29 protein-coding genes, 2 tRNA genes and 1 rRNA gene are annotated in these 24,830 nt (G+C 39.1%); 16 read left to right on the top strand and 16 right to left on the bottom strand.

All coding sequences use genetic code 11. The features are described from left to right. The first annotated feature begins 121 nt into the window (after positions 1 to 121). Entirely contained in the window at positions 122 to 592 is a 471-nt protein-coding gene (locus P3J6_RS01675; protein WP_178954493.1) for a DUF2721 domain-containing protein, read from the top strand. A gap of 58 nt (positions 593 to 650) precedes the next feature. Here the strand turns inward: P3J6_RS01675 and P3J6_RS01670 are convergent, their stop codons facing one another. Together P3J6_RS01670 and P3J6_RS01665 are read right to left on the bottom strand one after the other, a co-directional pair. Continuing rightward, entirely contained in the window at positions 651 to 1,184 is a 534-nt protein-coding gene (locus P3J6_RS01670; protein ID WP_178954491.1) for a S8 family serine peptidase, read from the bottom strand. 11 nt (positions 1,185 to 1,195) lie between these two features. Continuing rightward, entirely contained in the window at positions 1,196 to 3,529 is a 2,334-nt protein-coding gene (locus P3J6_RS01665; protein WP_178954489.1) for a S8 family serine peptidase, read from the bottom strand. A 221-nt stretch (positions 3,530 to 3,750) separates the two neighbouring features. Between P3J6_RS01665 and P3J6_RS01660 the strand changes: the two genes are divergently transcribed. Then, on the top strand, positions 3,751 to 4,203 hold the full coding sequence (locus tag P3J6_RS01660; protein ID WP_198522060.1) for a c-type cytochrome: 453 nt from the start codon (positions 3,751 to 3,753) through the stop codon (positions 4,201 to 4,203). A 51-nt stretch (positions 4,204 to 4,254) separates the two neighbouring features. Here P3J6_RS01660 and P3J6_RS01655 read toward each other — a convergent pair whose 3' ends face one another. Then, on the bottom strand, positions 4,255 to 4,911 hold the full coding sequence (locus P3J6_RS01655) for a cytochrome b/b6 domain-containing protein (protein WP_198522059.1): 657 nt from the start codon (positions 4,909 to 4,911) through the stop codon (positions 4,255 to 4,257). Between the two features lie 105 nt (positions 4,912 to 5,016). On the opposite strand from P3J6_RS01655, the gene P3J6_RS01650 reads away from it, so the two are divergent. The 3 genes from P3J6_RS01650 to P3J6_RS01640 all read left to right on the top strand — a co-directional run bounded on the left by P3J6_RS01650 (position 5,017) and on the right by P3J6_RS01640 (position 6,598). Next, positions 5,017 to 5,721 carry an AzlC family ABC transporter permease gene (locus P3J6_RS01650; protein WP_198522058.1) on the top strand — a complete coding sequence of 235 codons (705 nt, stop codon included), beginning with the start codon at positions 5,017 to 5,019 and terminating at the stop codon, positions 5,719 to 5,721. Next, on the top strand, positions 5,718 to 6,017 hold the full coding sequence (locus P3J6_RS01645) for an AzlD domain-containing protein (protein WP_198522057.1): 300 nt from the start codon (positions 5,718 to 5,720) through the stop codon (positions 6,015 to 6,017). The genes P3J6_RS01650 and P3J6_RS01645 overlap by 4 nt, the downstream gene beginning before the upstream one ends. Before the next feature lie 89 nt (positions 6,018 to 6,106). Then, on the top strand, positions 6,107 to 6,598 hold the full coding sequence (locus P3J6_RS01640; RefSeq protein WP_010392568.1) for a glutathione peroxidase: 492 nt from the start codon (positions 6,107 to 6,109) through the stop codon (positions 6,596 to 6,598). A gap of 72 nt (positions 6,599 to 6,670) precedes the next feature. Here P3J6_RS01640 and P3J6_RS01635 read toward each other — a convergent pair whose 3' ends face one another. Next, positions 6,671 to 6,856: a PA3496 family putative envelope integrity protein gene (locus P3J6_RS01635; RefSeq protein ID WP_008108975.1), complete on the bottom strand. Its 186-nt coding sequence runs from the start codon at positions 6,854 to 6,856 to the stop codon at positions 6,671 to 6,673. A 387-nt stretch (positions 6,857 to 7,243) separates the two neighbouring features. Between P3J6_RS01635 and P3J6_RS01630 the strand changes: the two genes are divergently transcribed. The 5 genes from P3J6_RS01630 (at position 7,244) to P3J6_RS01610 (ending at position 10,244) form a co-directional block, all read left to right on the top strand. Further along, positions 7,244 to 8,038: a YggN family protein gene (locus P3J6_RS01630; protein WP_198522056.1), complete on the top strand. Its 795-nt coding sequence runs from the start codon at positions 7,244 to 7,246 to the stop codon at positions 8,036 to 8,038. 760 nt (positions 8,039 to 8,798) lie between these two features. After that, the gene (locus P3J6_RS01625) at positions 8,799 to 8,939 is read left to right on the top strand and encodes a hypothetical protein (RefSeq protein ID WP_010392563.1); all 141 of its coding nucleotides are present in this window, start codon (positions 8,799 to 8,801) and stop codon (positions 8,937 to 8,939) included. 222 nt (positions 8,940 to 9,161) lie between these two features. Beyond that, a tRNA-Ser gene (locus tag P3J6_RS01620) sits at positions 9,162 to 9,252 on the top strand. 54 nt (positions 9,253 to 9,306) lie between these two features. Beyond that, positions 9,307 to 9,399, top strand: a tRNA-Ser gene (locus P3J6_RS01615). Positions 9,400 to 9,755: 356 nt separating this feature from the next. Continuing rightward, the gene (locus P3J6_RS01610; protein ID WP_198522055.1) at positions 9,756 to 10,244 is read left to right on the top strand and encodes an RNA-binding protein; all 489 of its coding nucleotides are present in this window, start codon (positions 9,756 to 9,758) and stop codon (positions 10,242 to 10,244) included. Here P3J6_RS01610 and P3J6_RS01605 read toward each other — a convergent pair. Both P3J6_RS01605 and P3J6_RS01600 read right to left on the bottom strand, forming a co-directional pair. Further along, positions 10,228 to 11,352, bottom strand: a complete 1,125-nt coding sequence (locus P3J6_RS01605) for an aminotransferase class V-fold PLP-dependent enzyme (RefSeq protein WP_198522054.1) — start codon at positions 11,350 to 11,352, stop codon at positions 10,228 to 10,230. The two genes, P3J6_RS01610 and P3J6_RS01605, sit on opposite strands and share 17 nt — an antisense overlap. A gap of 1 nt (position 11,353) precedes the next feature. Then, the gene (locus P3J6_RS01600; RefSeq protein WP_198522053.1) at positions 11,354 to 12,523 is read right to left on the bottom strand and encodes a PrnB family protein; all 1,170 of its coding nucleotides are present in this window, start codon (positions 12,521 to 12,523) and stop codon (positions 11,354 to 11,356) included. A 136-nt stretch (positions 12,524 to 12,659) separates the two neighbouring features. Between P3J6_RS01600 and P3J6_RS01595 the strand changes: the two genes are divergently transcribed. Together P3J6_RS01595 and P3J6_RS01590 are read left to right on the top strand one after the other, a co-directional pair. Then, a complete protein-coding gene (locus tag P3J6_RS01595) occupies positions 12,660 to 13,115 on the top strand; it encodes an Lrp/AsnC family transcriptional regulator (RefSeq protein ID WP_010392556.1) in 456 nt (151 codons plus the stop codon). A gap of 381 nt (positions 13,116 to 13,496) precedes the next feature. Continuing rightward, positions 13,497 to 14,636, top strand: coding sequence for a GNAT family N-acetyltransferase (locus tag P3J6_RS01590; RefSeq protein WP_198522052.1), 1,140 nt, complete (start codon positions 13,497 to 13,499; stop codon positions 14,634 to 14,636). Here P3J6_RS01590 and P3J6_RS01585 read toward each other — a convergent pair. Next, positions 14,613 to 15,203, bottom strand: a complete 591-nt coding sequence (locus P3J6_RS01585) for a DUF938 domain-containing protein (RefSeq protein WP_010392551.1) — start codon at positions 15,201 to 15,203, stop codon at positions 14,613 to 14,615. The genes P3J6_RS01590 and P3J6_RS01585 overlap by 24 nt on opposite strands. A 193-nt stretch (positions 15,204 to 15,396) precedes the next feature. Between P3J6_RS01585 and P3J6_RS01580 the strand changes: the two genes are divergently transcribed. The 4 genes from P3J6_RS01580 (at position 15,397) to P3J6_RS01565 (ending at position 18,214) form a co-directional block, all read left to right on the top strand. Beyond that, a complete protein-coding gene (locus P3J6_RS01580; protein WP_008113269.1) occupies positions 15,397 to 15,582 on the top strand; it encodes a hypothetical protein in 186 nt (61 codons plus the stop codon). A gap of 213 nt (positions 15,583 to 15,795) precedes the next feature. After that, complete coding sequence (locus tag P3J6_RS01575) at positions 15,796 to 17,175, top strand: class II fumarate hydratase (RefSeq protein WP_198522051.1); 1,380 nt, start codon at positions 15,796 to 15,798, stop codon at positions 17,173 to 17,175. Between the two features lie 108 nt (positions 17,176 to 17,283). Then, a complete protein-coding gene (locus tag P3J6_RS01570) occupies positions 17,284 to 17,802 on the top strand; it encodes a hypothetical protein (protein ID WP_010392545.1) in 519 nt (172 codons plus the stop codon). A 10-nt stretch (positions 17,803 to 17,812) separates the two neighbouring features. Further along, positions 17,813 to 18,214, top strand: a complete 402-nt coding sequence (locus tag P3J6_RS01565; RefSeq protein ID WP_010392543.1) for a hypothetical protein — start codon at positions 17,813 to 17,815, stop codon at positions 18,212 to 18,214. A gap of 15 nt (positions 18,215 to 18,229) precedes the next feature. Here the strand turns inward: P3J6_RS01565 and P3J6_RS01560 are convergent, their stop codons facing one another. The 9 genes from P3J6_RS01560 to rrf all read right to left on the bottom strand — a co-directional run bounded on the left by P3J6_RS01560 (position 18,230) and on the right by rrf (position 24,830). Further along, entirely contained in the window at positions 18,230 to 18,415 is a 186-nt protein-coding gene (locus tag P3J6_RS01560; RefSeq protein WP_021033113.1) for a hypothetical protein, read from the bottom strand. A 63-nt stretch (positions 18,416 to 18,478) separates the two neighbouring features. Then, a complete protein-coding gene (locus P3J6_RS01555) occupies positions 18,479 to 18,799 on the bottom strand; it encodes a hypothetical protein (protein ID WP_010392540.1) in 321 nt (106 codons plus the stop codon). Further along, the gene (locus P3J6_RS01550; protein ID WP_010392538.1) at positions 18,796 to 19,434 is read right to left on the bottom strand and encodes a DUF4178 domain-containing protein; all 639 of its coding nucleotides are present in this window, start codon (positions 19,432 to 19,434) and stop codon (positions 18,796 to 18,798) included. The genes P3J6_RS01555 and P3J6_RS01550 overlap by 4 nt, the downstream gene beginning before the upstream one ends. 71 nt (positions 19,435 to 19,505) lie before the next feature. After that, positions 19,506 to 20,198, bottom strand: a complete 693-nt coding sequence (locus P3J6_RS01545; RefSeq protein ID WP_036980772.1) for a PspA/IM30 family protein — start codon at positions 20,196 to 20,198, stop codon at positions 19,506 to 19,508. Between the two features lie 89 nt (positions 20,199 to 20,287). Beyond that, a complete protein-coding gene (locus P3J6_RS01540) occupies positions 20,288 to 20,701 on the bottom strand; it encodes a YjfI family protein (protein ID WP_008113284.1) in 414 nt (137 codons plus the stop codon). 80 nt (positions 20,702 to 20,781) lie between these two features. Further along, positions 20,782 to 22,503, bottom strand: a complete 1,722-nt coding sequence (locus tag P3J6_RS01535) for a polyamine aminopropyltransferase (protein WP_198522050.1) — start codon at positions 22,501 to 22,503, stop codon at positions 20,782 to 20,784. Positions 22,504 to 22,507: 4 nt separating this feature from the next. Continuing rightward, entirely contained in the window at positions 22,508 to 23,407 is a 900-nt protein-coding gene (locus P3J6_RS01530) for a DUF350 domain-containing protein (RefSeq protein WP_041709155.1), read from the bottom strand. 25 nt (positions 23,408 to 23,432) lie between these two features. Then, a complete protein-coding gene (locus tag P3J6_RS01525) occupies positions 23,433 to 24,365 on the bottom strand; it encodes a hypothetical protein (RefSeq protein ID WP_008113289.1) in 933 nt (310 codons plus the stop codon). A 354-nt stretch (positions 24,366 to 24,719) separates the two neighbouring features. Then, positions 24,720 to 24,830, bottom strand: a 5S ribosomal RNA gene (gene rrf, locus P3J6_RS01520).

Below are 24,830 nucleotides of genomic sequence, written 5' to 3'. Positions count from 1 at the left end.
AAAACAGAACACCTTACAAAAATAGCGTAAACAACTGATTTAAAACACCAAAAAGAAGCAACTAACTTTGTAAAAAAATGTAAACGAAAATGTAAACGAAAATGTAAACACTGAGAAAAAAATGAACAATGATGTAATTAATATTTTAACTATGGCTAAAGTCATTCAAACAGCCGTTGCCCCTGTTTTTTTAATTACGGGTATTGCAGCAACACTTGGGGTGCTATCCAACCGTTTAGCACGTATTACAGACAGGGCCAGACAGTTAGAACGAAAATTAAAAGTTAGTACGGATGAGGAGTTTAACTTATCCTTAACCACAGAATTAAGAGCGCTCCTAAAACGTTCTCGATGTATCCACATAGCCTTCAGCTTAAGTGTCTTAAGCGCATTATTAGTATGTGCCGTGGTTATGCTGTTATTTTTATCGCACATACAGTCGATTAATTTAGGCGTTACTATTGGTAGTTGTTTTGTTGGTGCAATGGCATTGCTAATATGTGCATTTATGTCATTACTTGGCGAGGTTTTTTTGGCAACCCGCAGTATGCGTCGAGGAATGATATTTGCCGATATTGATATGAATGATTAATAAAAAGCCCCGTGTAACTTTAGTTACACGGGGCTTTTTATTATTGATTTAAAATAAATTATTGCACAGTGTAGATAGTTTCTAACACTTCAATTCTAGCCTCTTTTGAAAAACCAGATGCTTTAAGCTGCTCTGAAGCCGCTAAAATATCTTGTCCTTCATTTACAGCCATAACCGCAATCTTAGTGCCTGGGAAAACAGATACTACCTTTAAGCCCGTTGCTGATGCAACATCGCTTGCAGTTTTACCGTCTTTTAACAGAATAGTAATGTTTCCTGATAATGTGCTTAAGTTATTAGTCAGAATATTGCGAACTAAAGAGCCTTTAGTAACTAATTCTGAGTCAGTAGCAACATTAACAATTGACATATCGCCCTTCTTCATCACTACATGCTCTTCTGCTGCAACACTAGACGGCACTAAACGTAAGCCTTTCTCTACTTTATAAGAACCAAAGTCGGCTTTATCAAACTTTAAGCTAGCAACCTGCTTTTTAGGTAACTCAAGTTCTTTATCAAAGCTAGTGTTAGCTGTTGCGCTTAATGAGATACACGCGGCAGCACTTAATACGATTAATTTATTAAATTTCATTTTTATAATCCTTACTCTTGACCTGCGTGACCGAATGCGCGAAGAGATACACCTTCAAGAACACTCGCTGAGCTATTATTGCTTATCCCAATTGCACTTAAACCATTATCGCCACCGTCACTCAATGCAAAGCTATCTGCACTTGTATCTAGTAAGCGGATTTTCCAAGTACCTTTAGTAGACTCGCCGTAAAAAGCATTTGAAAGCATAACTGCGTCTTTTAATACATAGCCAATGCTCCAACCATTAGTGAAGCTGTATGCTGGGTAAAACAGTGCTTGTTTAGATGACAATAACACACTACGGGTACCCGCTGGTGATGTAACTTCAATCGCTAAATCGTTACCAGCAGATGTTTGTGTACCATCGCTTAAATCTAAGACCATCTCAGAGTTGCTAACATCAAACTTAAACTGCATTGCTTCAATATTCAGCTCTTCAGTCACTTCGATTTCTTGTGTTAAACCCGATGCGTTGTTATCTGGGATTTCAAGTGCTAGCGCATCCTCAGCAACAACTGAACCAAAACCTTTCCAATTCGTGATTACTTGCTCGCCTAATGAAGCTTCGTAAGATTTAGCCATTGCAACAGCTGCACCAGCATCAACTCGACCAAAGCCATATAAGTTATTAAAGCTATAACCGGCAGCATTTTCAACCCAACCGTCATGAGCAACAAACTCACCTTCACCTACAGTTAAATTAACAGCTGCGTTATCTGCATCAATTAAAGTACTGGTTGATGCTAATATATGGCGCACATCACGCCAAGTTAGTTCAGGGTTGGCTGAAAGAATTAACGATACCACACCTGATGCATTTGGCGCAGCAGACGATGTGCCATTAAATGTAGATGTGTAGTTACAACTTGCGTTATCTTCATGCCCTGGGTAATTAAATGGGTATTGGCTTGCAGCAAACTCTTCACCATAGGCTGCAGCCCAAGCGGTTATAGAACGGCCATTGAAGCCTGAATAACCATTAATACAAGTCATTTGATCAGTTGTAACCATTGCTGGAGCCCAACGACCATATTCACCCGCTGGCGCTGAAACCATTAAGTTAGCACCTGCAGTTGAGTAGCTAGTGTGCTTACCATTTGCATTTACAGCTGCGACACTTAAGTAATAAGGATGACCTTGGCTAGGTTCAAATGCACCATTATAACAAGTTAACCCTAACTCGTTAGCACCGTTATCTTCACATAATGAACCTTCGCTCTCATCACCAACAAAAGAGTTACCGCTCGATTTCATGTTTAGTGCACCTTTACCATCACGAAGGTAAAGATTTGGGTAAGACTCTATTGTTTCATCAAGCTCTGAATAAGCAATAAATGTCGGGAATGTAATACCGTAACTACGGTTAAACGCCGAAATGCTTTCAGACGTGCTAATACCACTTCCAGGGAAACCATGTACAAGTAGATCAGTTTGCGCTACTTTCTCACCACCAAGGTAGTTCATACCAATTAAGCCTGTATCAGGTGCAACACCACGACCGCCTTTACCATTCCAACCTTTTGCTGCAATTAAGCCTGCAACACTAGTACCATGGTCACCGCTGTTAGATGTGCTTGTAGGGTCAGTACGGTCTAATGTTTCTGCGTCCAGGTTTAAAGAGCGGTTAGGCAATACGTTATCAATTAAATCTTCGTGGCGAATTTCCATACCTGAGTCAACAACAACAGCAGTCATGCCCGCACCTGTAACACCTTGCGCATAAGCAGCTGCTACGTTCATGTCTTCACCAACAACAAGCTCTTCAGCTTCTGACTTAGCGAAGTCTTCATCAAAACGTGCTTGTGCCTCTTCTTCAGTAAAACCACGTTGATTAACATATAAATCAATAAGGCCTTGTTTCATCTCATCGCTTAAGGCGTAAGCTTTTTGGCCTGTATTATTCAAGTGCCATTGTTGATTTGCTAGTGGGTCACCAATAGTACCTGAAACCATAATTTGTGCAGATGCTGTTTTACCGTTAGCTGTCACCGTGTAATCGATTACTGCGTCTTCAGTTGTGACTGGCACGTAAGTAAATGATGTACCATCGACTGTTAATGCACCGTGGCTAAACATGAACACGCCGTCTTCAGCAACGACAGCTTCACCGTTTTCAGTAAAGCTGAATGATAATGTATCACCATCAAGGTCACTTGCATTAAATTCGGCAGTTACTGGGATCCATTGTTTTTGATCGCTTACAGCAACATCACTCGCTTTTGGTGCTACATCAGTAACAACTGGGGCTTTATTGTTATTATCATTATCGCTTCCACCACACCCTGATAGCGAAATTACTATTGCAGCAGACAACGCTGACAACTTAAAAATATTATTTTTCATAAATGCTCTTAATTGGTTATTTTTATGATAACCGAATGTACACAACCCCAACACCATCAACAACAAGGTATTTACAAACATTCACAAAAAAGACGAGTTAAAACTGATTATTTCCAAGGTCCGTCAATTTATATCAAAGTAATAATCTATGCATTCCCTTGAACTAAAGCCTGAGCTAAGATACAAAGATAATCAAATAACCGTCAAAGGAGTAGAGCAAAGTGAAATTGAAGCAAGTATTTATCGGGGCGTTACTATCTACATGCGCATTTAGCGTGTCTGCAAATTCTGCATTTAAAGAGCCGAGTGATGCGATTGAGTATCGCCAAGCTGCATTCTCTATGATTTCAGTTCAAATAGGCGATATGGGTGCTATGCTTAGGGGTAAAATTCCTTTTGATGCAGAGCAATTTAAGCAGCGTGCAAATAACGCAGCGGCATTGTCTAAAATGCCTTGGGAAGCTTTTTACGCAGGTACTGATAAGGGTGATACATCAGCACTTCCTGCGGTATGGTCTGAAAACGATACTTTTATGAAAAAAGCGACAGCATTTCAACAATATGCTGATGAACTTGCTGTAGCAGCTCAAACCGGTGACAAAGCTGTTATTGGTAAAGCGTTTGGTGCATGGGCTAAAGGCTGTAAAGATTGTCATAAGCAATTCAAAGACTAATATATACGGTGTATTAAGAACAAAAATGGCGCTGTATTAGCGCCACTTTTTTTAACTAAGCAAATAACTTAAATGCTCACTTCCCCAGGTACTCATTAATAAAACCAGTAGTACCAAAAATATAACCCATGCAACCCATGGTGACTTTGTCTCTGGCTCTGAGCTTTTTGTTGCTAGTGCTTTATTACCGGTGATCATTGCTTTGACCAAAGGCTTGCCTTTAATTTTGTAAGCAATAATAGCCACAACATGCAAAATAATCGCATAAAATAAAATATCAAAATTAATATGGTGCAGCCAATTGGCCAAATCAATCGTGTCACTCGATACATACTGCGCTAACGGGCCATCAGTTAAAATACCATCACTGCTCATTAAACCGCTTACTAGCTGCGCTATGATCAGAATAAAAAATAATAACACCATATAACTACCTGGTGCAGAATGGCCCACATCATTTATTTTTTTGCCGCTAAAAGAAGCAAGCACCGATTTAGGAGAGTGCAGTAATGCCGATATTCTTGCCGTTTTACTGCCTATAAGACCCCATATAATCCGTGTTGAAATAAGCGCTAAAGTAAAAAAGCCAACTACAAAATGAAGTTCGATCATGCCCTCTTCTGCACTAAAATAAAGCGCAGCAATACTCAATACTAATAACCAATGAAAGCTTCTTACAAAGCCATCCCACACTTTTACCTTAAACATTGCACCTTCCCTAAAAAAAAGTATCATCTAAAACGCTAACTATTTTAGCTTCTCAATATTAAGGTATCCCGATGAGTCTTTCTACCTATGCACAGAGTCAAACACATGCAGTCAATTAAAAAACCAGTATTAAAAGGCTTTTTAGATATGCTGCCACTGTGTTTAGCGGTTATTCCTTGGGGCATTTTATGTGGCTCGTTAGCAATACAAAATGGCTTTACCCCTTTTGAAACTCAAGCCATGTCGCTACTGGTATTTGCAGGCTCGGCGCAGCTGGTTGCAATTGAGCTCATTGCTGGTAACACCCCTCTACTAACCATTCTTTTTACCACGTTTATTATTAGCTCTCGCCATTTTTTATATGGCTTGGCAGTTCGTCACAAAGTGATTGAGCAACCCATGCGATGGCGCCTGCCTGTCAGCTTTGTGTTAACTGATGAACTATTTGCTTTTTCGCACCACCCGCGCGCCTATCGTACTAAAACCCGTTTAATTTATGCATTGAGCGCAGGTTTTAGCTTTTATATTGCGTGGAATATTTGGACCCTCATTGGCATTGTAGCCGGTACTATGCTTCCAGATCTCACTAATTTAGGACTCGATTTTGCTATTGCAGCAACTTTTATTGCCTTAGTAGTTCCTGGGATTAAAAACTTAGCTACTCTAGTTACAGTCATTGTTGCAGGGATCAGTGCCACTTTATTAAAAAGCACAGGCTTTGAATTATGGTTAGTATGCTCTGCGCTTCTAGCAATGAGCGCAGGTTACGCTGTTACCAGATTAGTGCAAAATAAGGGGGCCAAAAAATGATGACCACTATTTTACTAATGGCATGTATTACTTTTTTTACTCGCTATTTATTCTTACACCGCGCCTTGCCATTTAAAGTAGGGCCTAAAATGCAACAGTTTTTGAGCTTTAGTGCACCTGCGGTACTAACGGCGATTTGGGTGCCAATTGTATTTATAAATGACGAAGGTATTAATCTAAACTGGCAAAACCCTTATCTCAGTGCAGCTGTAGTCGCTATTGTTGTTGCTTACAAAACGCATAATATTTACTTAACGACCTTGGCCGGTATGGGGCTATTTTTAATTTTAAATTAGCAGTAAGCGCTGTAAAAGTGACTTAGACTTTGTAGATCATCACGCAAGGGTTAGACTATGCAAAATAAACAAATAATAAGCGTATTTATATGCACCCATTCCATCAACTAAAAACTACCAGCCTACAAGGCCAGCCAATCGACTTTAAAGAGTTTGAAGGTAAAGTTGTATTAATCGTAAATACCGCAAGTGAATGTGGATTAACTTATCAGTATCAGTCATTGCAAGCATTACATGAAAAGTATGCAAGCCAAGGTTTGATCATTATAGGCTTTCCATGTAACCAATTTGGTCAACAAGAGCCCGGCGACGCTGAGCAAATAGCGCAAGGTTGTTTAATAAATTACGGGGTTAGTTTTTTAATCGCAGAAAAAGTGAATGTAAATGGCCAACATACAGATTCTGTTTTCCGTTATTTAAAGTCTGTACTACCGGGGTTTTTAACCCGAAAAATTAAGTGGAACTTCACTAAGTTTTTAGTAGCGGCAGATGGTACACCTATTAAGCGCTTTGCACCTATTACTAAACCTGAAAAACTAGAAAAAGTAATTGAAAAAGCTCTGCTTGCAGCTAAGGCTTAACCCCAAAAAACTATAAAGAGGCACAAAGCCTCTTTATTACAAACTGTAACGCTTATTTGTACTAGCGAGAGCTTAATCAATATAATCGTTTAAGTCATCTTCACCTAGATTTTTACGCAAGCGTTTTTGCTCAAGGTAATCCTCTAACTTTCTTTTCACCTTTTGCTTTTTCTTGTCGTGTTGATTACGCCCGACCATTTCGTATTCGTCTTCAACAAAATCATCATCTAGCGCATCGTAACTAAATGTCTTACCCACAACCCACTCCATAAAGTGTTTGAGACCAATTACGGATTTCTATATCGCGATAATTGGTGAAATTAAAATGTTCAACATAAATTAGCTGTACAAATTTACGTCAAAATAAAGCCACATAGCTATCCTAAATAGTCTCTGTGTCAGTATTGTGAATAAATAGCGTTAAATTTGAATTGTGGAAAGTGAGAGTTTTTTATCGTATCGATAAATTTTATTTATTAGCATTTAATTGTTGGTTATTTTGACCATATTTTAGTATTTTCAATGAGTACACTTTCGACTTTAAAGCATTCAAAAAATCTCAAGTCATTGTTTTAAAACATTAAAAACAATTGGCATCAAACTTGTTATAAGTTAATTATCATCAGCAAAAAGCAGAGAATAAACATGAAAAAATTATTATTAGTTAGCGCGATAATGTGCGCTCCAGTAGCAATGGCTCACAATACTAGCGACTCTTCAATTTCATTTAGTAACGATGAATGTAACGTTGAATTTAAGAACGATGTGCGCATCAAACCTAATGAATTAGAAATTTTTAAAGCCAATAATCAGCACATGCTATTTACCGCTGAAGGTGAGCTGTCTATCAATGGCGAGCAAGTAGCATTAAATAGTGCACAGCGCCAAGCAATGACCGACTACACAGACAATTTACGCGTGCAATTACCTGAAGTGGCCAATATTGCCCTTGAAGGGGTTAAAATTGCAGGTGTAGCATTAGAAGAAGTTGCAAATGCGTTTAATATTAACGGCCTCGATAATACTTCAGCCTTAATGGACGATATTCATCAAGAAGTCGAAAGCACCTTTTATCAGCAAGGTACTTTTGTAATGGGTCAACAAAGCTTTACTCAATTTGGTGAAAACTTTGAACAGCAGTTTGAAAAGCAAATAGAAACAGCAGTTGAATCAGCAGTAATGGAATCAATGGGCAGCATTTTAGTGGCATTGGGCTCTGAGTTAATGAGTTCAGGCGGTGACATGCAAGCATTTGAAGAGCGCATGGAAAATATGGGCGCACAAATAGAAGAAAAAGTAGAGCTGCATGCCAAAACACTTGAAAAGCGTGCAAATTCATTATGTGATGATTTTGTTGAAATAGCACAACAAGAAACGCAACTAACCGCTCAAGTTCCTGCATTAAAAGGCTATGAGCTATTTACTATTAAACAGCACTAATAGAATAATACCCCGCATTAATCTCCCTTTGCGGCATTTGCTTTTAAGCTATGCCGCATTTTGCCTTTTATACCCTATTTAAAACCATTTAACTCAAATAATAGACTGTTGAGCGGATCTACTCTTGCTGTGCAGCATTGTTTTGTGGCTTCATAGTAAAATACAAACCAAAGTATAATCTTCGCTTCGCTCTAGAATAGTTAAAATGCCACCCAAGCTGATGATTGTAAGCCCAAATTGCAAACATAATTAAACCCATCTTTTTAGATTTATATTCATGAGATGGTACGTTCCCCAGTTAGAAGCGTTTTAAAACGCAACTAACTCCAAAGTGCCTAGTAACCTAGGCACTTTTTTTATAATTTAAAAACCTCGCAACACTATTTTTATCGTTTATTTACTGCTCTTATCTGATAAATAATTAACCACCTATAAATAACATGTTAAATCTTTGAACAAAGCAAAGTTAAGCCCAACCAATACAAAATAATTTAATCTGAATAAATATTCAAAAAACTCTTTTTATAAACAGTTTAAACTCAAAAAAACCGAAAAGACCCCATATAAAAGCGATATAGCAATGAGCCCAGATGAATAATTATACAAAAAATAATAAACCAGTAGTTGAACGACAAATTAATAAAACAGCTTCGGATTAAAAAAACTAATACTTCACCAGTAATTTTTATCGCTTTATTTTTAACCACCCTGCGTGCAAAATGCACATGTTTTCAACAGACACAACCATGGAGCGAATAAAATGAACCCAATTAATACACTTAACCAAACAGCCACAACTCACGTTGCCGTTAAGCCAACTAATCGCAAAGCAAAAATGCTAGCTAAACTTAACCGTTACGGAAAAAAATTAGCACTTGGCGGTGCAATTCAATACAAATAATCACCCAACCATGATTTTGTATTGTTGCAGCAAACACCCAACCTCTAAATGAAGACTCTTCTTTAGCTCCTCCTGTTTGCTGCCAGCCACCTCATGGCTAAAAATCACCTTAAATCTTCATTATTTATAAAAAAAACCGCATTTACGCTCACTTTTTAAGCAAACGATCTTTTTGCTATTTACACAGACTACTCTCCTAAGTATTATCCTGCATCACGACGTGGAGAGATGGCAGAGTGGTCGAATGCACCGGTCTTGAAAACCGGCAGGGGTTTATAGCCCCTCTAGGGTTCAAATCCCTATCTCTCCACCACTTATTTTTATTAATTGGTTTTATCCCGATTAATAATACGCAGAATAATGCGTCGGAGAGGTGTCCGAGTGGCCGAAGGAGCTCCCCTGCTAAGGGAGTATAGAGTTTGTAGCTCTATCGAGGGTTCGAATCCCTCCCTCTCCACCATTACTGAATATAAGCCACTTAATTGTGGTTTTTTTGTGCCCAAAAATAAGCTTTGCTGCTAATTGGGAGGGTGAGAACTCTCGACAGGGTTCGATAAAATGTCTGGAACAGTTTCGGCCGCTGCAAGCGTCGCGTAGCGATTGGTTACATGGATGTAAGTAAGTCTATCCCTCCCTCTCCACCATTACTGAATATAAGCCACTTAATTGTGGTTTTTTTGTGCCTGAATTTTAACAACCTATGGAATTGTTCGTTTTGGAAGGCATACTTGACTTAGGCTATTAAATTAAACAAATTGTATGGTGTTACAACTTAGTGCATTATAAATGATACTTTAAACCAGCTTAGGTTTAACCATGGCAAAGCTAATATTACTACTGTGTTTTTTTGGTGCCTGCACTGTCAGCATGGCAAATGAAGTGACGGTTTTTAAATGCACCATTAAAGGGGTGCCGACTTTCAGTCAAACTCCATGCGCTAAAGACGCTAAAGTGATCACGCTTAAAAACGTCAACATTATGCAAACCAATGCATTGCAATCTGAAAACGCCCTAGTTATCGATACCTCAGTTGATGACTACCTTGAGGTGCAACAAATAGAGCGCGATATTGTGCAGCTTGAGCTTAAAATAAAGCAATACCAACAAGAATACGCACAAAAGAAACAGCAAGTCGGTTACATGACCCAAGATAAAGCAAATCGTTTAGGCGCTGATTCGATTGCAGATGCAATTGCTACAGAAACTGCGGTACTTAAACAAAGATTTGAACCGCAAATAAAACAAGCACAACAACAAATAGCGGCACTCACTCAAAAAAAACAACAGCTTAATCAGCAGCCTTAATTACCTTTTTCACCATAGCAATAAACGCTTGTATCTCTGACACTGTATTGTATATGTGCGGTGAAATACGAATACCGAGTTTGCGCACATCCACACTTATGTTTGCTGCCTCCAATGCCGCTAATACGGTTTGTTGATGCTCTGCAAAATCTAAAATAGCGGTACCACTACACTGATCTTTATCGTTTGGCGATACTAAAAAAGCCGTCAGCTGCTGCTGAAGTAACGTTAACAACGCTAAATTATGCGCTCTCACTTTATCCACACCAAACTGGGCAATATATGCAATGCTATTACCAGCAATAACATAAGGGAGTATAGAAGGCGTACCGCCCCAAAACCTAAGTGTTTTAGCGTTATATTGAAAATGCGTAATATCAAACTCGAATGGATTTTGATGTGAAAACCAACCAACATCTTTTGGTTCACATTGCGTTATTTGCTTTGGATTTACCCATAAATAGGCCGCACCTGGCCCCCCGCATAACCACTTCACACTTGAGCCAATCATAAAATCGGCATTTAACGCCGTTAGGTCTATAGGAATAACCCCTGCCGATTGCGCCACATCAATTATTGAGAGTGTATTCGTGACTTTACTAAGCGCCACAATATCGTTTAAAGGAGCTTGTACACCCGTATTAGAATAAACATGACTAACAAACACACCATCAATCTCTGGGGTTAAATATCGCTGCCATACCTGTCTATCACTTAGATCTTCATGCTCGGGGATGAAACGTATTGTTGCACATACAGGGAGTGCTTTTTGCATTACAAACCCCATACTTGGAAAGTCGGCCTGCGCCATTAATACCGTGCACTGTGGTTTATTAAATACGGGGTGCGACATAAGCAATTTAGTTAAACCACTAGATAAGTTAACCTGAGGACAAAACTGCTCACTTGGCGCATTAAATAGCCGCCCTAATGCACCCGTAAAATTTTCTATAGCTGGTAGCCATTGCTGCCATGGCTCTTTGGCACTTTCCTGCCAAGGAGTAAAAAACTGCTCAGTAGCATTTTCTAAAGTACTTTTTAAAGGTCGACCAACAGAGTGGCTTAATAAATAGCAGCCCCTTGGCATACAAAAATCATTTTTAGCCATATTAGTTAATCCACTGTTTTAGCGTATTTAAGTCATCAAAACGCGTATTAATATCGTCTCGCTTAGCTGCTGCACGTCTATCCCTTAATTTAGCTAAGGAATCGAGTAATACTGGCAAAGGCGGTCCACTGGCAGTGACTTTATTAATATGCTGTTGTTGCATTTGCTCTGACGGTTGGGCAATAAACTTTTCGACCAGTTGGTTATGATGACCGATAGCGGTGTCACCATGTAATTTACACACTTGTATAAATAGTTTGCCGTGCTTTTGAAACCACTCTGTATGTTTATATTGTTCGGCTTTTAAGAAGTCATCCATAAAGCTTTGCATACGCATGGCTTCTCGCAATATTTGTTGATCTTCTGGCATCATATATAAAAACTTATCCACCAGCATTTGCGAGTAACTCGGCTCATTTGCACTACAAAGTCCTAGCAGCATATCAATAACATTAATGCCGGCAAAATCTCCCGCATTTGCACCACGGTAAACTTCTTTACCTACCCGGTAAGGCTTGTAGTATGGGCGTACACAATTAAAAAAACGCTCGGTATCAAGTTGAGTATACAAGGCATTATTCGACGCTATTACATCAATAAGTGCCGTTTTAACCACCTCAAGTAGTTCAGCAGTGACGGGATGTGAAATGCCTAATGGCAATATTTTTAGTAAAGCATCACTCGCACGTTTATACGCTAAAATACCTTGGGTGTTGTAATCTAAAAATAGAGTTTCATCATCAAGATTTGTAAACCGTTTATAGGTGCCATTAATGGCTTTATTATGAGTGGTTAAATGTGCGGTGGCAAAACGAGGAGTTACTCCAATAGAAGCACCAATATGCATAGCAAGCGCCGATGCTTCTATCAGCGGTGAACTATTCTCTCTGCTTGGCTCTGTAATTTCATGTCTACGACAAGCCGCCATGAACAAGCCTACATTACCAAGTAAATCAAATGCGCTATCAAATCCTTCGTCGGTATTACCTTCGGCTAATAAATCGCTGATCAACGCATTACCTTGCTCTTTCAAGGTCTGCTTTAAGTTATCCCCAACCCCTTCAACATTTGCTTTATCATCTTGTTGCCAATACAGCTCTTCTAACTGAGAGTTTAGAGCAACAAACTCAGACCTAATCCAATTATCAAATTTAGCGGTGTAAGAACTCATAACTTTATCCTGTTATTATTATTTTTTAATGCTAGCAAAGATCCCAGAGGTTAAAACGCTAAAAAAAATAGTAAAAGCAGTTATTGTTAGCAATAATCACTATTACTAGACAAATAATTAATAAGATTCTATAGCCATGTTAGATAATAAAGATCAGCAGCTACTCGTTGCCTTGCAATCGCAAGCCCGAATGTCGGTATCAGAATTAGCCAATACCATTAATCTCTCGGATACTCCTACTCTAAGGCGCATTAAAAAACTTGAGCAAGAACAGGTTATTATTGGTTATCACGCAGCTATTAACCCTAAGTCACTCAATCTTAATGTACTGGTTTATGCTTTCGTGCGACTGTGTCAAAACTCAGTGAGTGCTGCACAACAGTTTGAACAACATGTAGAAAAACTACCGCATGTACTTGAGTGCTCAGTGATCTCAGGCAGCCACGACTATTTATTAAAAATTATCTCTCAGGATTTAGAAAGTTATGAGCAGTTTGTAAAGCACCAACTGGGAAGCTTAAGCTGTATCGCCAACATAGAATCAACCGTTGTATTAAAGCAGTCATTTAGTAAAAAACAGCTACCACTTTAAAATATACGCTTAGGTTAAGACCCTTTATTTTCGAAGTTAATTAGATAATAATTAGCTTTAGTATAAGCTTTTTGATTACACCTTTTTATAAACTAATCTTAGCAGCTCAAGCCTAAATAAAGATGACTCAGTATTTCTTTTGCCATCAAAATCAAACCTAAAAACAACGCTAATTTGAAAGTATTATATTTAATCAACATCTTGCAAAACCTATATAACTCGATAAGCTCTCAGAATGTCTTTGCGTATATTGCTATGTTAAATGAACACATACCCACATATAAAACTTATCAATAACTTAATAATAATCACGCGCTATAACTTAAGCACCTCTTTTTCCTTATGTACTTATGCTCGCAGTACCAAGATAAGGCTATTATTATGAGCCACTTTTCTCACCAATGGTTTAATAGCATCAACCAGATTGACGCAACAAAATGGCATCATTTTTTTGGCGATGATCCTTTTACTCAACACGCTTTTTTATACGCACTTGAACAAAGCCAATGTGTAAGCGCAAAAACAGGTTGGCAGCCTCATCACTTAGCCGTTTATGAAGGCGATGAACTCATTGCGCTTGCCCCTGGCTACTTAAAAGCGCACTCCTACGGTGAATATGTATTTGACTGGGCATGGGCTGAAGCTTATGAAAAAAATGGCTTAGATTATTACCCTAAATGGCTATGTGGTATTCCCTTTAGCCCGATTGAGGGACAAAGAATAGGTATTATGCATAGCAATCCAAAGCTAGTGTATAAGTACATAACAGAGCAACTTAATAGCCACTGCGTAGAACAGGCATGGTCAGGCTGGCATGTAAACTTTTGCGACAAAGCACAAGCCACCCATCTTTATGATACCGGTGCTATGCGAAGAATCGGCGTGCAGTTTCAATGGTTTAATAATAACTTTAAAGATTTTGACGATTTTTTAAAAACCTTTAATGCCCGAAAGCGTAAAGCCGTTAAAAAAGAGCGCGCTAAAATCACAGAGCAAAATATCAGTATTGAATGGCTCAAAGGCGAGAAAATCACTACCGCTACAATGCAGCTTTTTTGTGAGTTTTATCAACGCACTTATTTAAAACGATCGGGTCATTTAGGCTACTTAAACAGTGATTTTTTTAGCTTGTTACACGCTTTAATGGCTGACAAATTGCTCATTATGCTAGCCAAAAGAGACCAGCAAGTAATTGCCGCCACCTTAAGCTTAATTGGTGATAATACCCTTTACGGCCGTTATTGGGGTGCTAGTGAAGAGATAGATTCGCTTCACTTTGAGCTGTGTTATTACCAAGGGATTGATTATGCTATTAAGCATAACATTCAGTGCTTTAATGCTGGGGCACAAGGAGAGCATAAAATCGCTCGTGGTTTTCAACCGATAATCACTTACTCTGCCCATCACATTGTTCACCCCGATTTTAATAATGCCATTGCAGATTACTTAGAACGCGAATGCCAACATATCGAAATTTACAAACAACAATGTAGCACTTTATTGCCGTTTAAAAATGAGTAACTGATTATTTGCAGGCATCGCAGTATCGCTGAGTAACTTAAGCCCATATTGCACTGCAAGCTGCTCAACCGCTTCGAAATCACGAATACCACTAAGCGGATCGCGACTTTGCAATAAACTATTAAATTCATCATTACTGGGGCTGGTAAACTCCCCTTTATATTTGAAAGGGCCATATACACACACCACTCCTTGCTGGTTTAAGTGCTGATTTACTCCAGCAAAAAAACGCGTAATTAACTCCCAGCTCACTATGTGAAAAGTATTAGCAGTATATACCGCATCCACTTTATTTACTGGCCAAGAATAGTTTAGATCAAGTAATAAAGGCGGATGCAAGTTTGCCAGTTGCACCTCATCATGCCATAACTTTATTCCTTGATGATTAACCTCTCGATCACTGGTATACCATTGTAAATGTGGCAATTTTTTGGCAAAGAAAACACTATGCTGACCCGTCCCCGAGCCTATCTCAAGTACTGATGCTGCATTTTGCAATGCAGGCTGCAAAGCCTTAAGTATATGATTTTTATTATTTTCGCAGGCTTGTGAAAACGGTTTGGTCATACTGATGCACCTAAATTGCAAATGAATGCACAATAGTAAAACAAATTTCAGCTATTCTGTCGTGAGTAAATTGACCAAAATAATAAAATAACATCAATTTCAATACGTTAAATTATCTTTACCGAGCTGGTACGCTATATGCTTTTATTAAATTACTCACTTAATGAGTACTAAACTACAAAAGGATAACATTATGTATATTTCACCTTATACCGCAGTAGATGCTGCAATGGCAGTTACAGACAAAAGCCTAGATAAAACGAGTTATGAAACAGATTGTAGAGCAACGGTTATCGACTTACTTTCTCATGTAAAAAATACTCAAAAGGCACAAAACAAACATGAAACAGACCAAATATTTATTCTTGGCTACAATTAAAATTCTGTTTAGCCTTGTAACCGGCTGTTTATATAAATACATTATTTAAGTCGACTTAAAATCAGTTTAAGTCGACTTTTTATTTTGTTCCATCATTAGCTTACCTTGACGCCCTCTACTTTTTAGCTATACCGTTGTAAATAGTAATAACAGCACCATATCTTTTTATATAGCGTAGTTAAATGTCATATATTCTCTTTTATAGGAGTACTAATGAGTAACTTTAGAACAGAATCAGATAGCATGGGCACACTCAACGTGCCTGCTGACGCACTTTATAAAGCACAGACCCAACGCGCCATTAATAACTTTACGATCAGCAGCCTCACGATGCCGCAGCAATTTATTATTGCCTTAGCGTATATCAAGCAAGCCGCTGCAATAGCCAATTTCAAACTAGGCCATTTAGATAAAACAAAAGCAAATGCGATCGACCATGCCTGCCAAGAAATTATTGATGGTAAGCATTATGAGCATTTCCCCGTTGATATTTTTCAAACTGGCTCAGGTACTAGCTCAAATATGAATGCTAATGAGGTCATTGCGAGCTTAGCCTCAAAACATGCTAACCAAGATATTCACCCAAATGACGATGTGAATATGGGGCAAAGCTCTAATGACGTTATTCCCACTGCGATTGCTTTGAGTAGTGCGATCAGCGTTGATAAAAAATTACTGCCAGCACTAGCAAATTTAGCAGACGCCTTAGAGCAAAAAAAAGCAGACATCGGCCACATAGTTAAAACTGGGCGCACTCATTTAATGGATGCAATGCCAATAACTTTTGAGCAAACACTCAGCGCATGGCAATCGCAGGTAAAGCATGCAGCTAGCGGTATTGAGCATGCACTAATACGTGTCTGTAAGCTAGCGCAAGGTGGCACAGCAGTAGGTACAGGTATTAATGCCGACCCACAATTTGCCGCTCTATTTTCCACACAGCTAACTGAAAAGGTAGGGATTCAATTTACCCCTAGCGATAACTTTTTTTATAATATTGGATCACAAGATGCGATTGTCGCTTTATCAGGACAGCTAAAAGTCTATGCAGTTGCACAAATGAAAATAGCCAACGATTTACGCTGGATGAACTCAGGCCCACTTGCGGGACTTTCAGAAATTGAACTTGAAGCATTACAGCCTGGCTCATCAATTATGCCGGGTAAAGTGAATCCGGTGATCCCAGAAGCCGCTGCAATGGTTAGCGCCCAAGTCATTGGTAACGACGCAACCATTACGGTTGCAGGCCAAGCTGGCAACTTTGAGCTTAACGTAATGCTGCCGGTAATCGCTTACAATATTTTGCAAAGTACCGAGATACTCGCTAATAGCGCGCAAGTGTTGGCAGATAAAGCCATTGCTAGCTTTAAAGTTAATCAAACTCAGATAGATAAAGCATTAACTAAAAACCCGATTTTAGTGACTGCGCTAAACCCTGTTATTGGCTACGAAAAAGCAGCAAAAATTGCTAAGCAAGCTTATCAGCAAGCACAGCCAATTATTGATATCGCTGAGCAAGAAACCGACCTATCTCGATCAGAATTAGAGGCATTACTCAATCCAGCTAAATTAACGCAAGGCGGGTTAACTTAAAAACTCTCCTTATCACCTCTTTAATATGTTGATAGTAGAGTTTTTATTGCTGTAATGAATGCACAGTGTATGATAGTGATGAATAATTCATCACTATCAGGAACGATTATGCGTACTCCATTACTCGCTCTACTGCTACCGCTTTGCTTAACGGCGTGCTTAGAAACAACCTCAAATAAAACTGAGCAAACTAAAACCAATGCGGTAGAAAATACTTCTACGCCGATACCGCAACAAAAATTACCACAAGCGAATAAGCAAAATAAAATAGCACAGCCATTACCTGCTGATGCAGCAAAAGAAGTGTCGCTTGATGATATTAAAACAGCAAAAGATAAGCTAAACAGCCTCATAGCAGATAAGCAATGTTCAACGAGTTCACAGTGTAAAGTGAATGCTGTTGGTAGCCGTGCCTGTGGTGGGCCGAGCGATTATATTGTGTACTCTACACAAAGCGCCCCCCAAAAACAGGTTTCAGCCCTAAGCGATACAATTACTCAATTGGAAAGTACTTATAATGCGCAAAAAGGCATGATGAGTATTTGCCAACATTTAACTGCGCCTAGTACCCAGTGCGTTGAAAATAAATGTGTTAAACTTGAAGGCTCTGCGGTAAGTGTATTTTAAGGATTAGATTATGAGTTGTTTGTCATCCGTAATTAAACTATCAGCTGCCAGTGTTGTCATGACTATGCTGCTTAGCGGTTGCAGTAGCGCACTAACACCAAGCACAGCTCAAAACGCGAGTGAATCTGTTTTAAATACTCAGCTTAATGAGCTTACAAGTAATAAAAGCTGCACAGCCAGTTATCAGTGTAAGGTGTTAGGTGTTGGCTCGCGTGTCTGTGGGGGGCCGAGTAAGTATGTTGTGTATTCAACATTAAATAATTCTCAAAAGCATGCCGAGCAATTAGCACAAAAAATCACTCAGCAAGAACAAAAAAATAACACTGCGCTTGAGTTCGATGACTGTTCACCAGTGCTAGAAGTTCACTCTTTATGTATTGATAACCAATGTAAAACCGTTAATTACCAGTAGCAGTTCGTTTCGGTGTTAATTTAATAGTGGTATTAACACCGAAATAACCACTACCATGAAAATACATACACCAGCCTTAAAAATGTATTCCAAAGGCATGTTCTTTTGTACCCAATAAGCATATATAAAACGCACAAAGTAGCTTGCCGCTGTGCCAAATAACGCAAACATAAGTAAGTAGGCAATCAATATAATATTCACAGCTGCACTTCTTTAGAAATAATAACCTCAGTGTAAGTATTTTATATAAAGAAGGCAAAAGGGTTACTTAGTCTTTTTTGTATGCTCAATGAGTAGATCTGCTACCTGTTGCTTTACCGCTCTTTTATCATCTACTGCAACTTCAAACCGACTAGCCAATTGCGCTATTTCATCATCATTTAAATTAAACGATAAACGCTGCCGTGTTTTTTTAGACTTTACATCAAGGCCTAAAATTTTGCGGATCATATCTGAGGGAGTAAGTTCTTGGTCGATAGCTTGTTTTTTTATCGACTTTTGTACCTCACTACTCAAATCAAAGGCCATTTGCGTGGCGCGCACAGCTTGCTCTTGGCGCAACCACTTGTCTTTAGCATCACTCACTGGGCATCTCCAGGAAACAAGTCAACAATATCGCTAATTGGGCGAGTTAATGTCAGTGATACTTCTGTTTCACCTCCCTCCCAAATTTCGATATTAACGCTATGCCCTTCATCGGGTGACGCTAAACAAATCATTTCACAGGGTTCACCACCGTCTTGCTCATAGCGAGGTAGCGCTTGGCCACGAAAATCTTTATTATGAAAATAACATACATAAGGTGATTCGCTTTGTTGATAACTTCCAGCTAAAAACTGCATAAAGCGCTCAGGCGTATTTTTAACTGTAATATGCGTTAACGATTCTTCATCAAAAATACGTGAAAACTCATCCAAACCAAATACTTCATCAACATCATCACGCTGAATCTTTATTGAGAAATTAGCCCACTGCTCACCATCGTTTTGTTCTATTTGTAAAAACACCACTTGGCCTGTGTTAGTTTCAAGTACGAATTCAGTATCACTACTATGTTGGTACTGATACGTTTGCACATCAATAACGCGAAGTGTTTGGCCTTTGAGCCATGCAGGATAAGCAAACGAGTCAATCACTGTAAACATGTCACCTTTTTTAAGGTCACTCGCGTGATTAAGCTGACGTTCTGGCTTTTTTTTAGATTTGAAAAAATTAAACATATAAGGTGCCTCTGTAAGCAAAAAAGGTAACGGAGCAAAACTCGGTTACCTTTTTAATATGGTTCTAAATGTTAGCTATTTTGCTTCGCTTTAATGCGCGCTAGAATATCAGCACTTTTTGGATTGGTATCACCAATACCTGCTTCAGCCATTTTAGCTTTTAAATCATCGCCATTAACATCTGCTTCTAGAGACTTTGCAGCACCTAATTGATCAGTACGGTCTTGTTGGCGTTGCTTAATACGCTCAAGCGATTGACGCGCCGACGTCATTGACGAATTATTAGTATTAAGCGTGCTATTTACAGCCATTGTCGCTTGTTGAACGCTTTCTGTGGTTTTAACCATAGTAAGCTGACGCTGGTTTTCTTTAATTGATTTTTCAGCATCTTTAACTTGCTGCTTCAACGTCACTATGTGATTAGTAAAGCCCGCTAACACTTGCTCGTGTTCGGCTTTCTCAGCTTCAAAGTCACCAATTTTTTCTGCAATTTCTAATGCTAATGCTTCATTCCCTTTTTCAAGGGCTTGACCTGCATACGCTTCGTGCTCAGCAATTGATGCATCTACTGCGCTAATTTTACGTTTGGTTTGCATCTCTTTAGCCATTACTTCTGTCAGGCTTTTTTTAGCACGATTTAGTGCATTTTGTGCATCGGCAATTTCTTGTTCAAAAATACGAATACCATTCGCATCAACAATTGCTTCGCCCGCTTCACGCGCGCCACCACGTACCGCTGTAAATAATTTTTTTAAAATACTCATAATCTTAACTCCAAAAACTTGTTTATATCCTATTAGGTAAAGCGAGAGCCATATACTATTAGCAATCAGCACTTACCTAGGCGGGTATCCTAATCGTTTAAATACAAGGTCACGGCTTCTAGTGCATCAATTGCGTTATCCGCTAACGTCACTAGTTCGTGGGTAACGTCATCTAATGATGAATTTACCGAAAGTGCACCAAAAATCGCATATTTATTATCAATTTTGGCAAATGCACTTAGCGGAATTGGCACGTTTAAACGCAGTAGTGTTTCGTTTAACTCGTCGCGTAACTCGCTTTTTACTTCGTCTTCACCAAACAAGTAGCTAATACATAATAATTGCTCTTGTGTTTGGGTAACAAAAATTGGAAGCTCATCGTTTCCATCAACAATGACTTGTAAAACATCTTGCTCACCTGGATTGGCAATCAAGAAAGACTCAAAGTTAGCACCCTCAGTTTCAAAAGACGCTAATTTTATTGAAAGTTCATTTAATTCCATGTCTCTGCCTTTTTGTCGTTTGACATATTATGTCTGAGTTAAGATTCGCATGGTCGACATATTATGTCAACCATGTTTTATTAATTTTTATACAATTCACTTTCTATTTGCCAAGCAGCCCGGTAATAATCATATAAACGACCAGAACCTAACCTATTGACTTCAATATCGTTAACTTGTTCAAAATAGTTATTAGGAAATGCAAAACTGGCTAATAAATATTTTTTACTAATCCACCGAGATGGCACTGGCATATCCGTTATATTGCTAATACGTGCACTTGGTGATTGCCCCATTTTAGTAGCAATAGTCCACCCCCACTGACCAAACGAAGGGATGTTTTGCTGATATTGCTCTACATAATCAAAACCTGCGGCTTTAACGGTTTTAGCAATACTTAAAAATGCCTTTTTTGCATGATAAGGCGAGGTTGACTGTACCGCCATAGCACCATCAGGTGCCAATAATTGACGCACATGGTTATAAAAATAGTCGCTATACATCTTATTCAGATCGGGATGATTAGGGTCTGGCAGGTCAATTAGGATAGTATCGAACTGCTTAGCCTGATCCAGTAGCCTCTCAACTTCTAAAAATGCATCACCCACAATAATATTTGCTCGGGGGTCATGCATCGATTCATTATTGAGTGCCACTAATCGCTGTTTAATATCATCAGGCGGTGTGTATTTGTTATCTTTATGACCAAATAAATTGAGTAGCTGTCCATCTAAATCAATTAAAGTCACTTCCTCAACCGGCCACTTTAATACATCACGCATGGCCAATCCGTCACCGCCACCAATAATCAAAACACGGTCATGACGATTAGATGCGAGCATTGCAGGATAAACCAGCATTGAGTGATATATTTGCTCATCTACACTAGAGAACTGCAAACGACCATTTAAGTATAGATCGGTGATTGGCTGTGGCTGATTTTTACTTAAGCGTTCGGTTAACACCACATGCTGGTATTTCGTTGCTTGGGAATAAATAACTTTATCTTTGTATAGTACGTTACTTAGATTATCCATCCAGCTACTACCAAACTGCAAAATAAAAGCGAATAACACCAGCAATAATATATGGCAAACCAATAGCAACTTAGCAAAGCGTACATAGCTATGGTAACGCCATAAAAAGGCAAGGCCGGCAATAATGTTAAATAGCGCTGTCCAAGCAGCGGCTTGCATTATTGGCATCGCGAGCATAATACTCACCCAAATTGCCGCGCCAATACCGGCGCCAATATAGTCAGCCCCATATATAGTGCCGGCGTTATTTTCTAAAAAACGTCCATAAACATGCTGGCGAATACGCGCAATAAGCGGTATTTCCATACCAATAAATAGCCCTAATATTAAGCCAAATACATAAGGTAAAAAGCGAGACCACTCTTGCAGCTTTTGAAACACATAACCATTAAGAATAACGTCAGGTGGAATATTAAAAATACTTGAGAATAAATGAGGGAGTGAATAACTAACAGCAATGATACTGGCAATGGCTAATATACAGCCCATACCTATGAGCGCAATAATGCTTTCTAGCCAGGCAAATGCGGTAAAGGCATCTTTAAACCAACGCGCTAAAAATGCCCCCATCCCCATAGCTACAATCATAGTGCCTATCATGGCGTAAATTGCACTCTCAACTGAGCCTAGTACTCGGCCAGCGTAATGAGAAAGTAAGTATTCATAAATAAGGCCGCACCCTGCGAGTACGGCCATAACAGTGATCAGTAAAATATCATGCCCAAGTAAATTAAATTTACTTGGGGAAGCTTGAGTTGATGACACGTGATTATGCACCCAGTAGTGTGGCCATAGTGATCCCGACAGCAAATGACACTGCTGCAGAAATAGCGGCAACACCCACATTCTTTTGACGATTCACTTCATCTGAAATATTACACCCAGCAAGAATGATTTTAATCGTCAGTAAGTGCAGTAAAATGAAAGCAACCAAACTAACAACGGCACTTAGCGCCCAGTAAAGTAAACTCGCGTTAATATTATCGGCAGCATAGGGAGCAATACCTGTTGCAGCAGTAATGGCTAATGCACTACCAATTAAAAAGCCGGCATAGCGAACACCTACTGCTAAATTACCATCAACAATGGCTTGTTGTAGGCAATCACCGCTTTTATTGGTACGTTTAAATAATTGCACTCGGTATTGGCTTACTAAAAGCAGTACCACACTACCAATCACAAAAGCGGCAATCACAATAGGAATGCCATGCCAGCCTTCGGTAGCAACCCACAATAGTGCAGAGCGAATAACCACCGCAACACTAACTACATGGCCAAAATCAATAATTGACGCAGTAACGTTACCTTTGACTATTTCGTTATGTAAGCTTACTTTACGCAATGCCACTTTATCTTGAAAAAAGTGACCCAGCTTTATAAGCAAAATTGCTAATGCACCATAGCCAAGCATTAACAGAGCTTCTTTTTGTAACGTAGCAGCAAAAGCACCACTACTTACACCCGTTAATACAATCGCAAGGGCAACTAAGCCAGCGGCAAAGCTTATTCCGAATGCAAAGTTATCTCGCTCGGTAATTTCATCATTAGCATGTAAATTAGACACCCAACCTTTAATATACTTTAGGCTCACAAACAGTAAGATGATAATTGCAAAGTCTACTGACAGTGCTTGCAAAGACCACATAGTTATTCCATTAAATTCATACATATTATTCTAACTCCAACGTTATTCTTTACTTACCACGACTTACGCCGCGCGAGGTTCTGCTACTGCTATTACGAACCGATCCTGAATTATTGCTATAACTACTCGCTCTTGAGTAACTGCTGCGACTTTTAGGCGGCGTATAACTGCTGCGACTCAAACCTGATGCACCTGTTTTTTTACTCGCATAAGGACTAGTGAACTGCTTGCCTTGGCGTTGGTAAGATTGTCGTGTACGTGTTTCTAACGCACTTTGGGTTTTTATTTGTTTAGGGCTTGAGTAACGAGTACGACCATAGTCATTGTAGTAACTATACTTGCGGCGTTTACTCCAACTTCCGTATTCAACTCGGTCAAATACATCACCCAAAATACGGTACATGCCGTACCATTGCCAAAAACTAATACCGCTACTATTCGTTTGCCAATTACCATAGTTAGGATTACCTACCATTTGGTTACCAACCCCTTGGCCTTCAGCTTTTTGGCTTATAGCGCCAACTCGTGCCAAAGAGCCATTCGACATATCCGCAAGCATATTAATAGGATCGGTTAAGGCATCAGAAAATAACGTTGGCTTGGCCGCCTCACGCAATAAATCAATATTGTATAAAGTGTCTTCGTAAGGAGGAATTAAGTAATTACCCTTAATATCATCAAGACGTTGGGTTAAGCCACTATAAAGGGCTCCTTGGCGTGTGGCATCAAGGCTAACGACATCAACAACCTTACTGAGTTCAGGCTGCTGTTGTTTAAGGATACGACTGTATTCTTTAAGAATAATCGCATTACGTATACTACCATTATCAAGTGCTTTACCAAGCTGAGTAAGCTCGACATCGGCCTTTTTAATGGACTCTTGAATTGTTTGTTGTAGCTGTTCTTCTTTAGATTGACAACCAATCAGTGCTGTAAACAAACAAAACAGGCTGAGAAGTTTCCAAGCTTTTATATTCGACATTCATGTCACCTGATTTACTAAATTATCCTAGATAGTTTTACACAGGACAGTTATTAAACCAACAATGAAATTGCAACAAGATGATAATTTAGGGACTAGTTTAAAGATGCAAGGAGAGTAACTAAGATCAGTAAAGACGGAGTGCTGATGGTAATACTTCAAAACTGAAGGCTTTAGGCTTAACACTGACTTGGATTTGGAGTATTGCAGCGACAGCGCATTAATATGTCGTGGGATTGGGTCTGTTAAATTCTCTTCCTTTAACCTAATACCTTTCAGCTCGAACCTTCTTTTTATTTTATTCCAGACGTAAAAAAGCCCGACTCTTTCGAATCGGACTTTCTCTTATTTGGAGCCTGGTAATGACCTACTTTCACATAACAAATGCTACACTATCATCGGCGCTGTTTCGTTTCACTACTGAGTTCGGCATGGGGTCAGGTGGGTCCAAAACGCTATTGTCAC

It is taken from the genome of Pseudoalteromonas sp. 3J6 (assembly GCF_903995135.1).
GTDB lineage: Bacteria > Pseudomonadota > Gammaproteobacteria > Enterobacterales > Alteromonadaceae > Pseudoalteromonas.
Note: the sequence above shows the minus strand (reverse complement) of the source record. Positions and strands in the feature narration are given on the sequence as shown.

Excerpts from the sequence above, each read along its gene's own strand:
- P3J6_RS01675 (WP_178954493.1), top strand. The coding sequence starts at position 122 with ATGAACAATGATGTAATTAATATTTTAACTATGGCTAAAGTCATTCAA.
- P3J6_RS01670 (WP_178954491.1), bottom strand. The coding sequence starts at position 1,184 with ATGAAATTTAATAAATTAATCGTATTAAGTGCTGCCGCGTGTATCTCA.
- P3J6_RS01665 (WP_178954489.1), bottom strand. The coding sequence starts at position 3,529 with ATGAAAAATAATATTTTTAAGTTGTCAGCGTTGTCTGCTGCAATAGTA.
- P3J6_RS01655 (WP_198522059.1), bottom strand. The coding sequence starts at position 4,911 with ATGTTTAAGGTAAAAGTGTGGGATGGCTTTGTAAGAAGCTTTCATTGG.
- P3J6_RS01650 (WP_198522058.1), top strand. The coding sequence starts at position 5,017 with ATGCAGTCAATTAAAAAACCAGTATTAAAAGGCTTTTTAGATATGCTG.
- P3J6_RS01645 (WP_198522057.1), top strand. The coding sequence starts at position 5,718 with ATGATGACCACTATTTTACTAATGGCATGTATTACTTTTTTTACTCGC.
- P3J6_RS01640 (WP_010392568.1), top strand. The coding sequence starts at position 6,107 with ATGCACCCATTCCATCAACTAAAAACTACCAGCCTACAAGGCCAGCCA.
- P3J6_RS01630 (WP_198522056.1), top strand. The coding sequence starts at position 7,244 with ATGAAAAAATTATTATTAGTTAGCGCGATAATGTGCGCTCCAGTAGCA.
- P3J6_RS01625 (WP_010392563.1), top strand. The coding sequence starts at position 8,799 with ATGAACCCAATTAATACACTTAACCAAACAGCCACAACTCACGTTGCC.
- P3J6_RS01610 (WP_198522055.1), top strand. The coding sequence starts at position 9,756 with ATGGCAAAGCTAATATTACTACTGTGTTTTTTTGGTGCCTGCACTGTC.
- P3J6_RS01605 (WP_198522054.1), bottom strand. The coding sequence starts at position 11,352 with ATGGCTAAAAATGATTTTTGTATGCCAAGGGGCTGCTATTTATTAAGC.
- P3J6_RS01600 (WP_198522053.1), bottom strand. The coding sequence starts at position 12,523 with ATGAGTTCTTACACCGCTAAATTTGATAATTGGATTAGGTCTGAGTTT.
- P3J6_RS01595 (WP_010392556.1), top strand. The coding sequence starts at position 12,660 with ATGTTAGATAATAAAGATCAGCAGCTACTCGTTGCCTTGCAATCGCAA.
- P3J6_RS01590 (WP_198522052.1), top strand. The coding sequence starts at position 13,497 with ATGAGCCACTTTTCTCACCAATGGTTTAATAGCATCAACCAGATTGAC.
- P3J6_RS01585 (WP_010392551.1), bottom strand. The coding sequence starts at position 15,203 with ATGACCAAACCGTTTTCACAAGCCTGCGAAAATAATAAAAATCATATA.
- P3J6_RS01580 (WP_008113269.1), top strand. The coding sequence starts at position 15,397 with ATGTATATTTCACCTTATACCGCAGTAGATGCTGCAATGGCAGTTACA.
- P3J6_RS01575 (WP_198522051.1), top strand. The coding sequence starts at position 15,796 with ATGAGTAACTTTAGAACAGAATCAGATAGCATGGGCACACTCAACGTG.
- P3J6_RS01570 (WP_010392545.1), top strand. The coding sequence starts at position 17,284 with ATGCGTACTCCATTACTCGCTCTACTGCTACCGCTTTGCTTAACGGCG.
- P3J6_RS01565 (WP_010392543.1), top strand. The coding sequence starts at position 17,813 with ATGAGTTGTTTGTCATCCGTAATTAAACTATCAGCTGCCAGTGTTGTC.
- P3J6_RS01550 (WP_010392538.1), bottom strand. The coding sequence starts at position 19,434 with ATGTTTAATTTTTTCAAATCTAAAAAAAAGCCAGAACGTCAGCTTAAT.
- P3J6_RS01545 (WP_036980772.1), bottom strand. The coding sequence starts at position 20,198 with ATGAGTATTTTAAAAAAATTATTTACAGCGGTACGTGGTGGCGCGCGT.
- P3J6_RS01540 (WP_008113284.1), bottom strand. The coding sequence starts at position 20,701 with ATGGAATTAAATGAACTTTCAATAAAATTAGCGTCTTTTGAAACTGAG.
- P3J6_RS01530 (WP_041709155.1), bottom strand. The coding sequence starts at position 23,407 with ATGTATGAATTTAATGGAATAACTATGTGGTCTTTGCAAGCACTGTCA.
- P3J6_RS01525 (WP_008113289.1), bottom strand. The coding sequence starts at position 24,365 with ATGTCGAATATAAAAGCTTGGAAACTTCTCAGCCTGTTTTGTTTGTTT.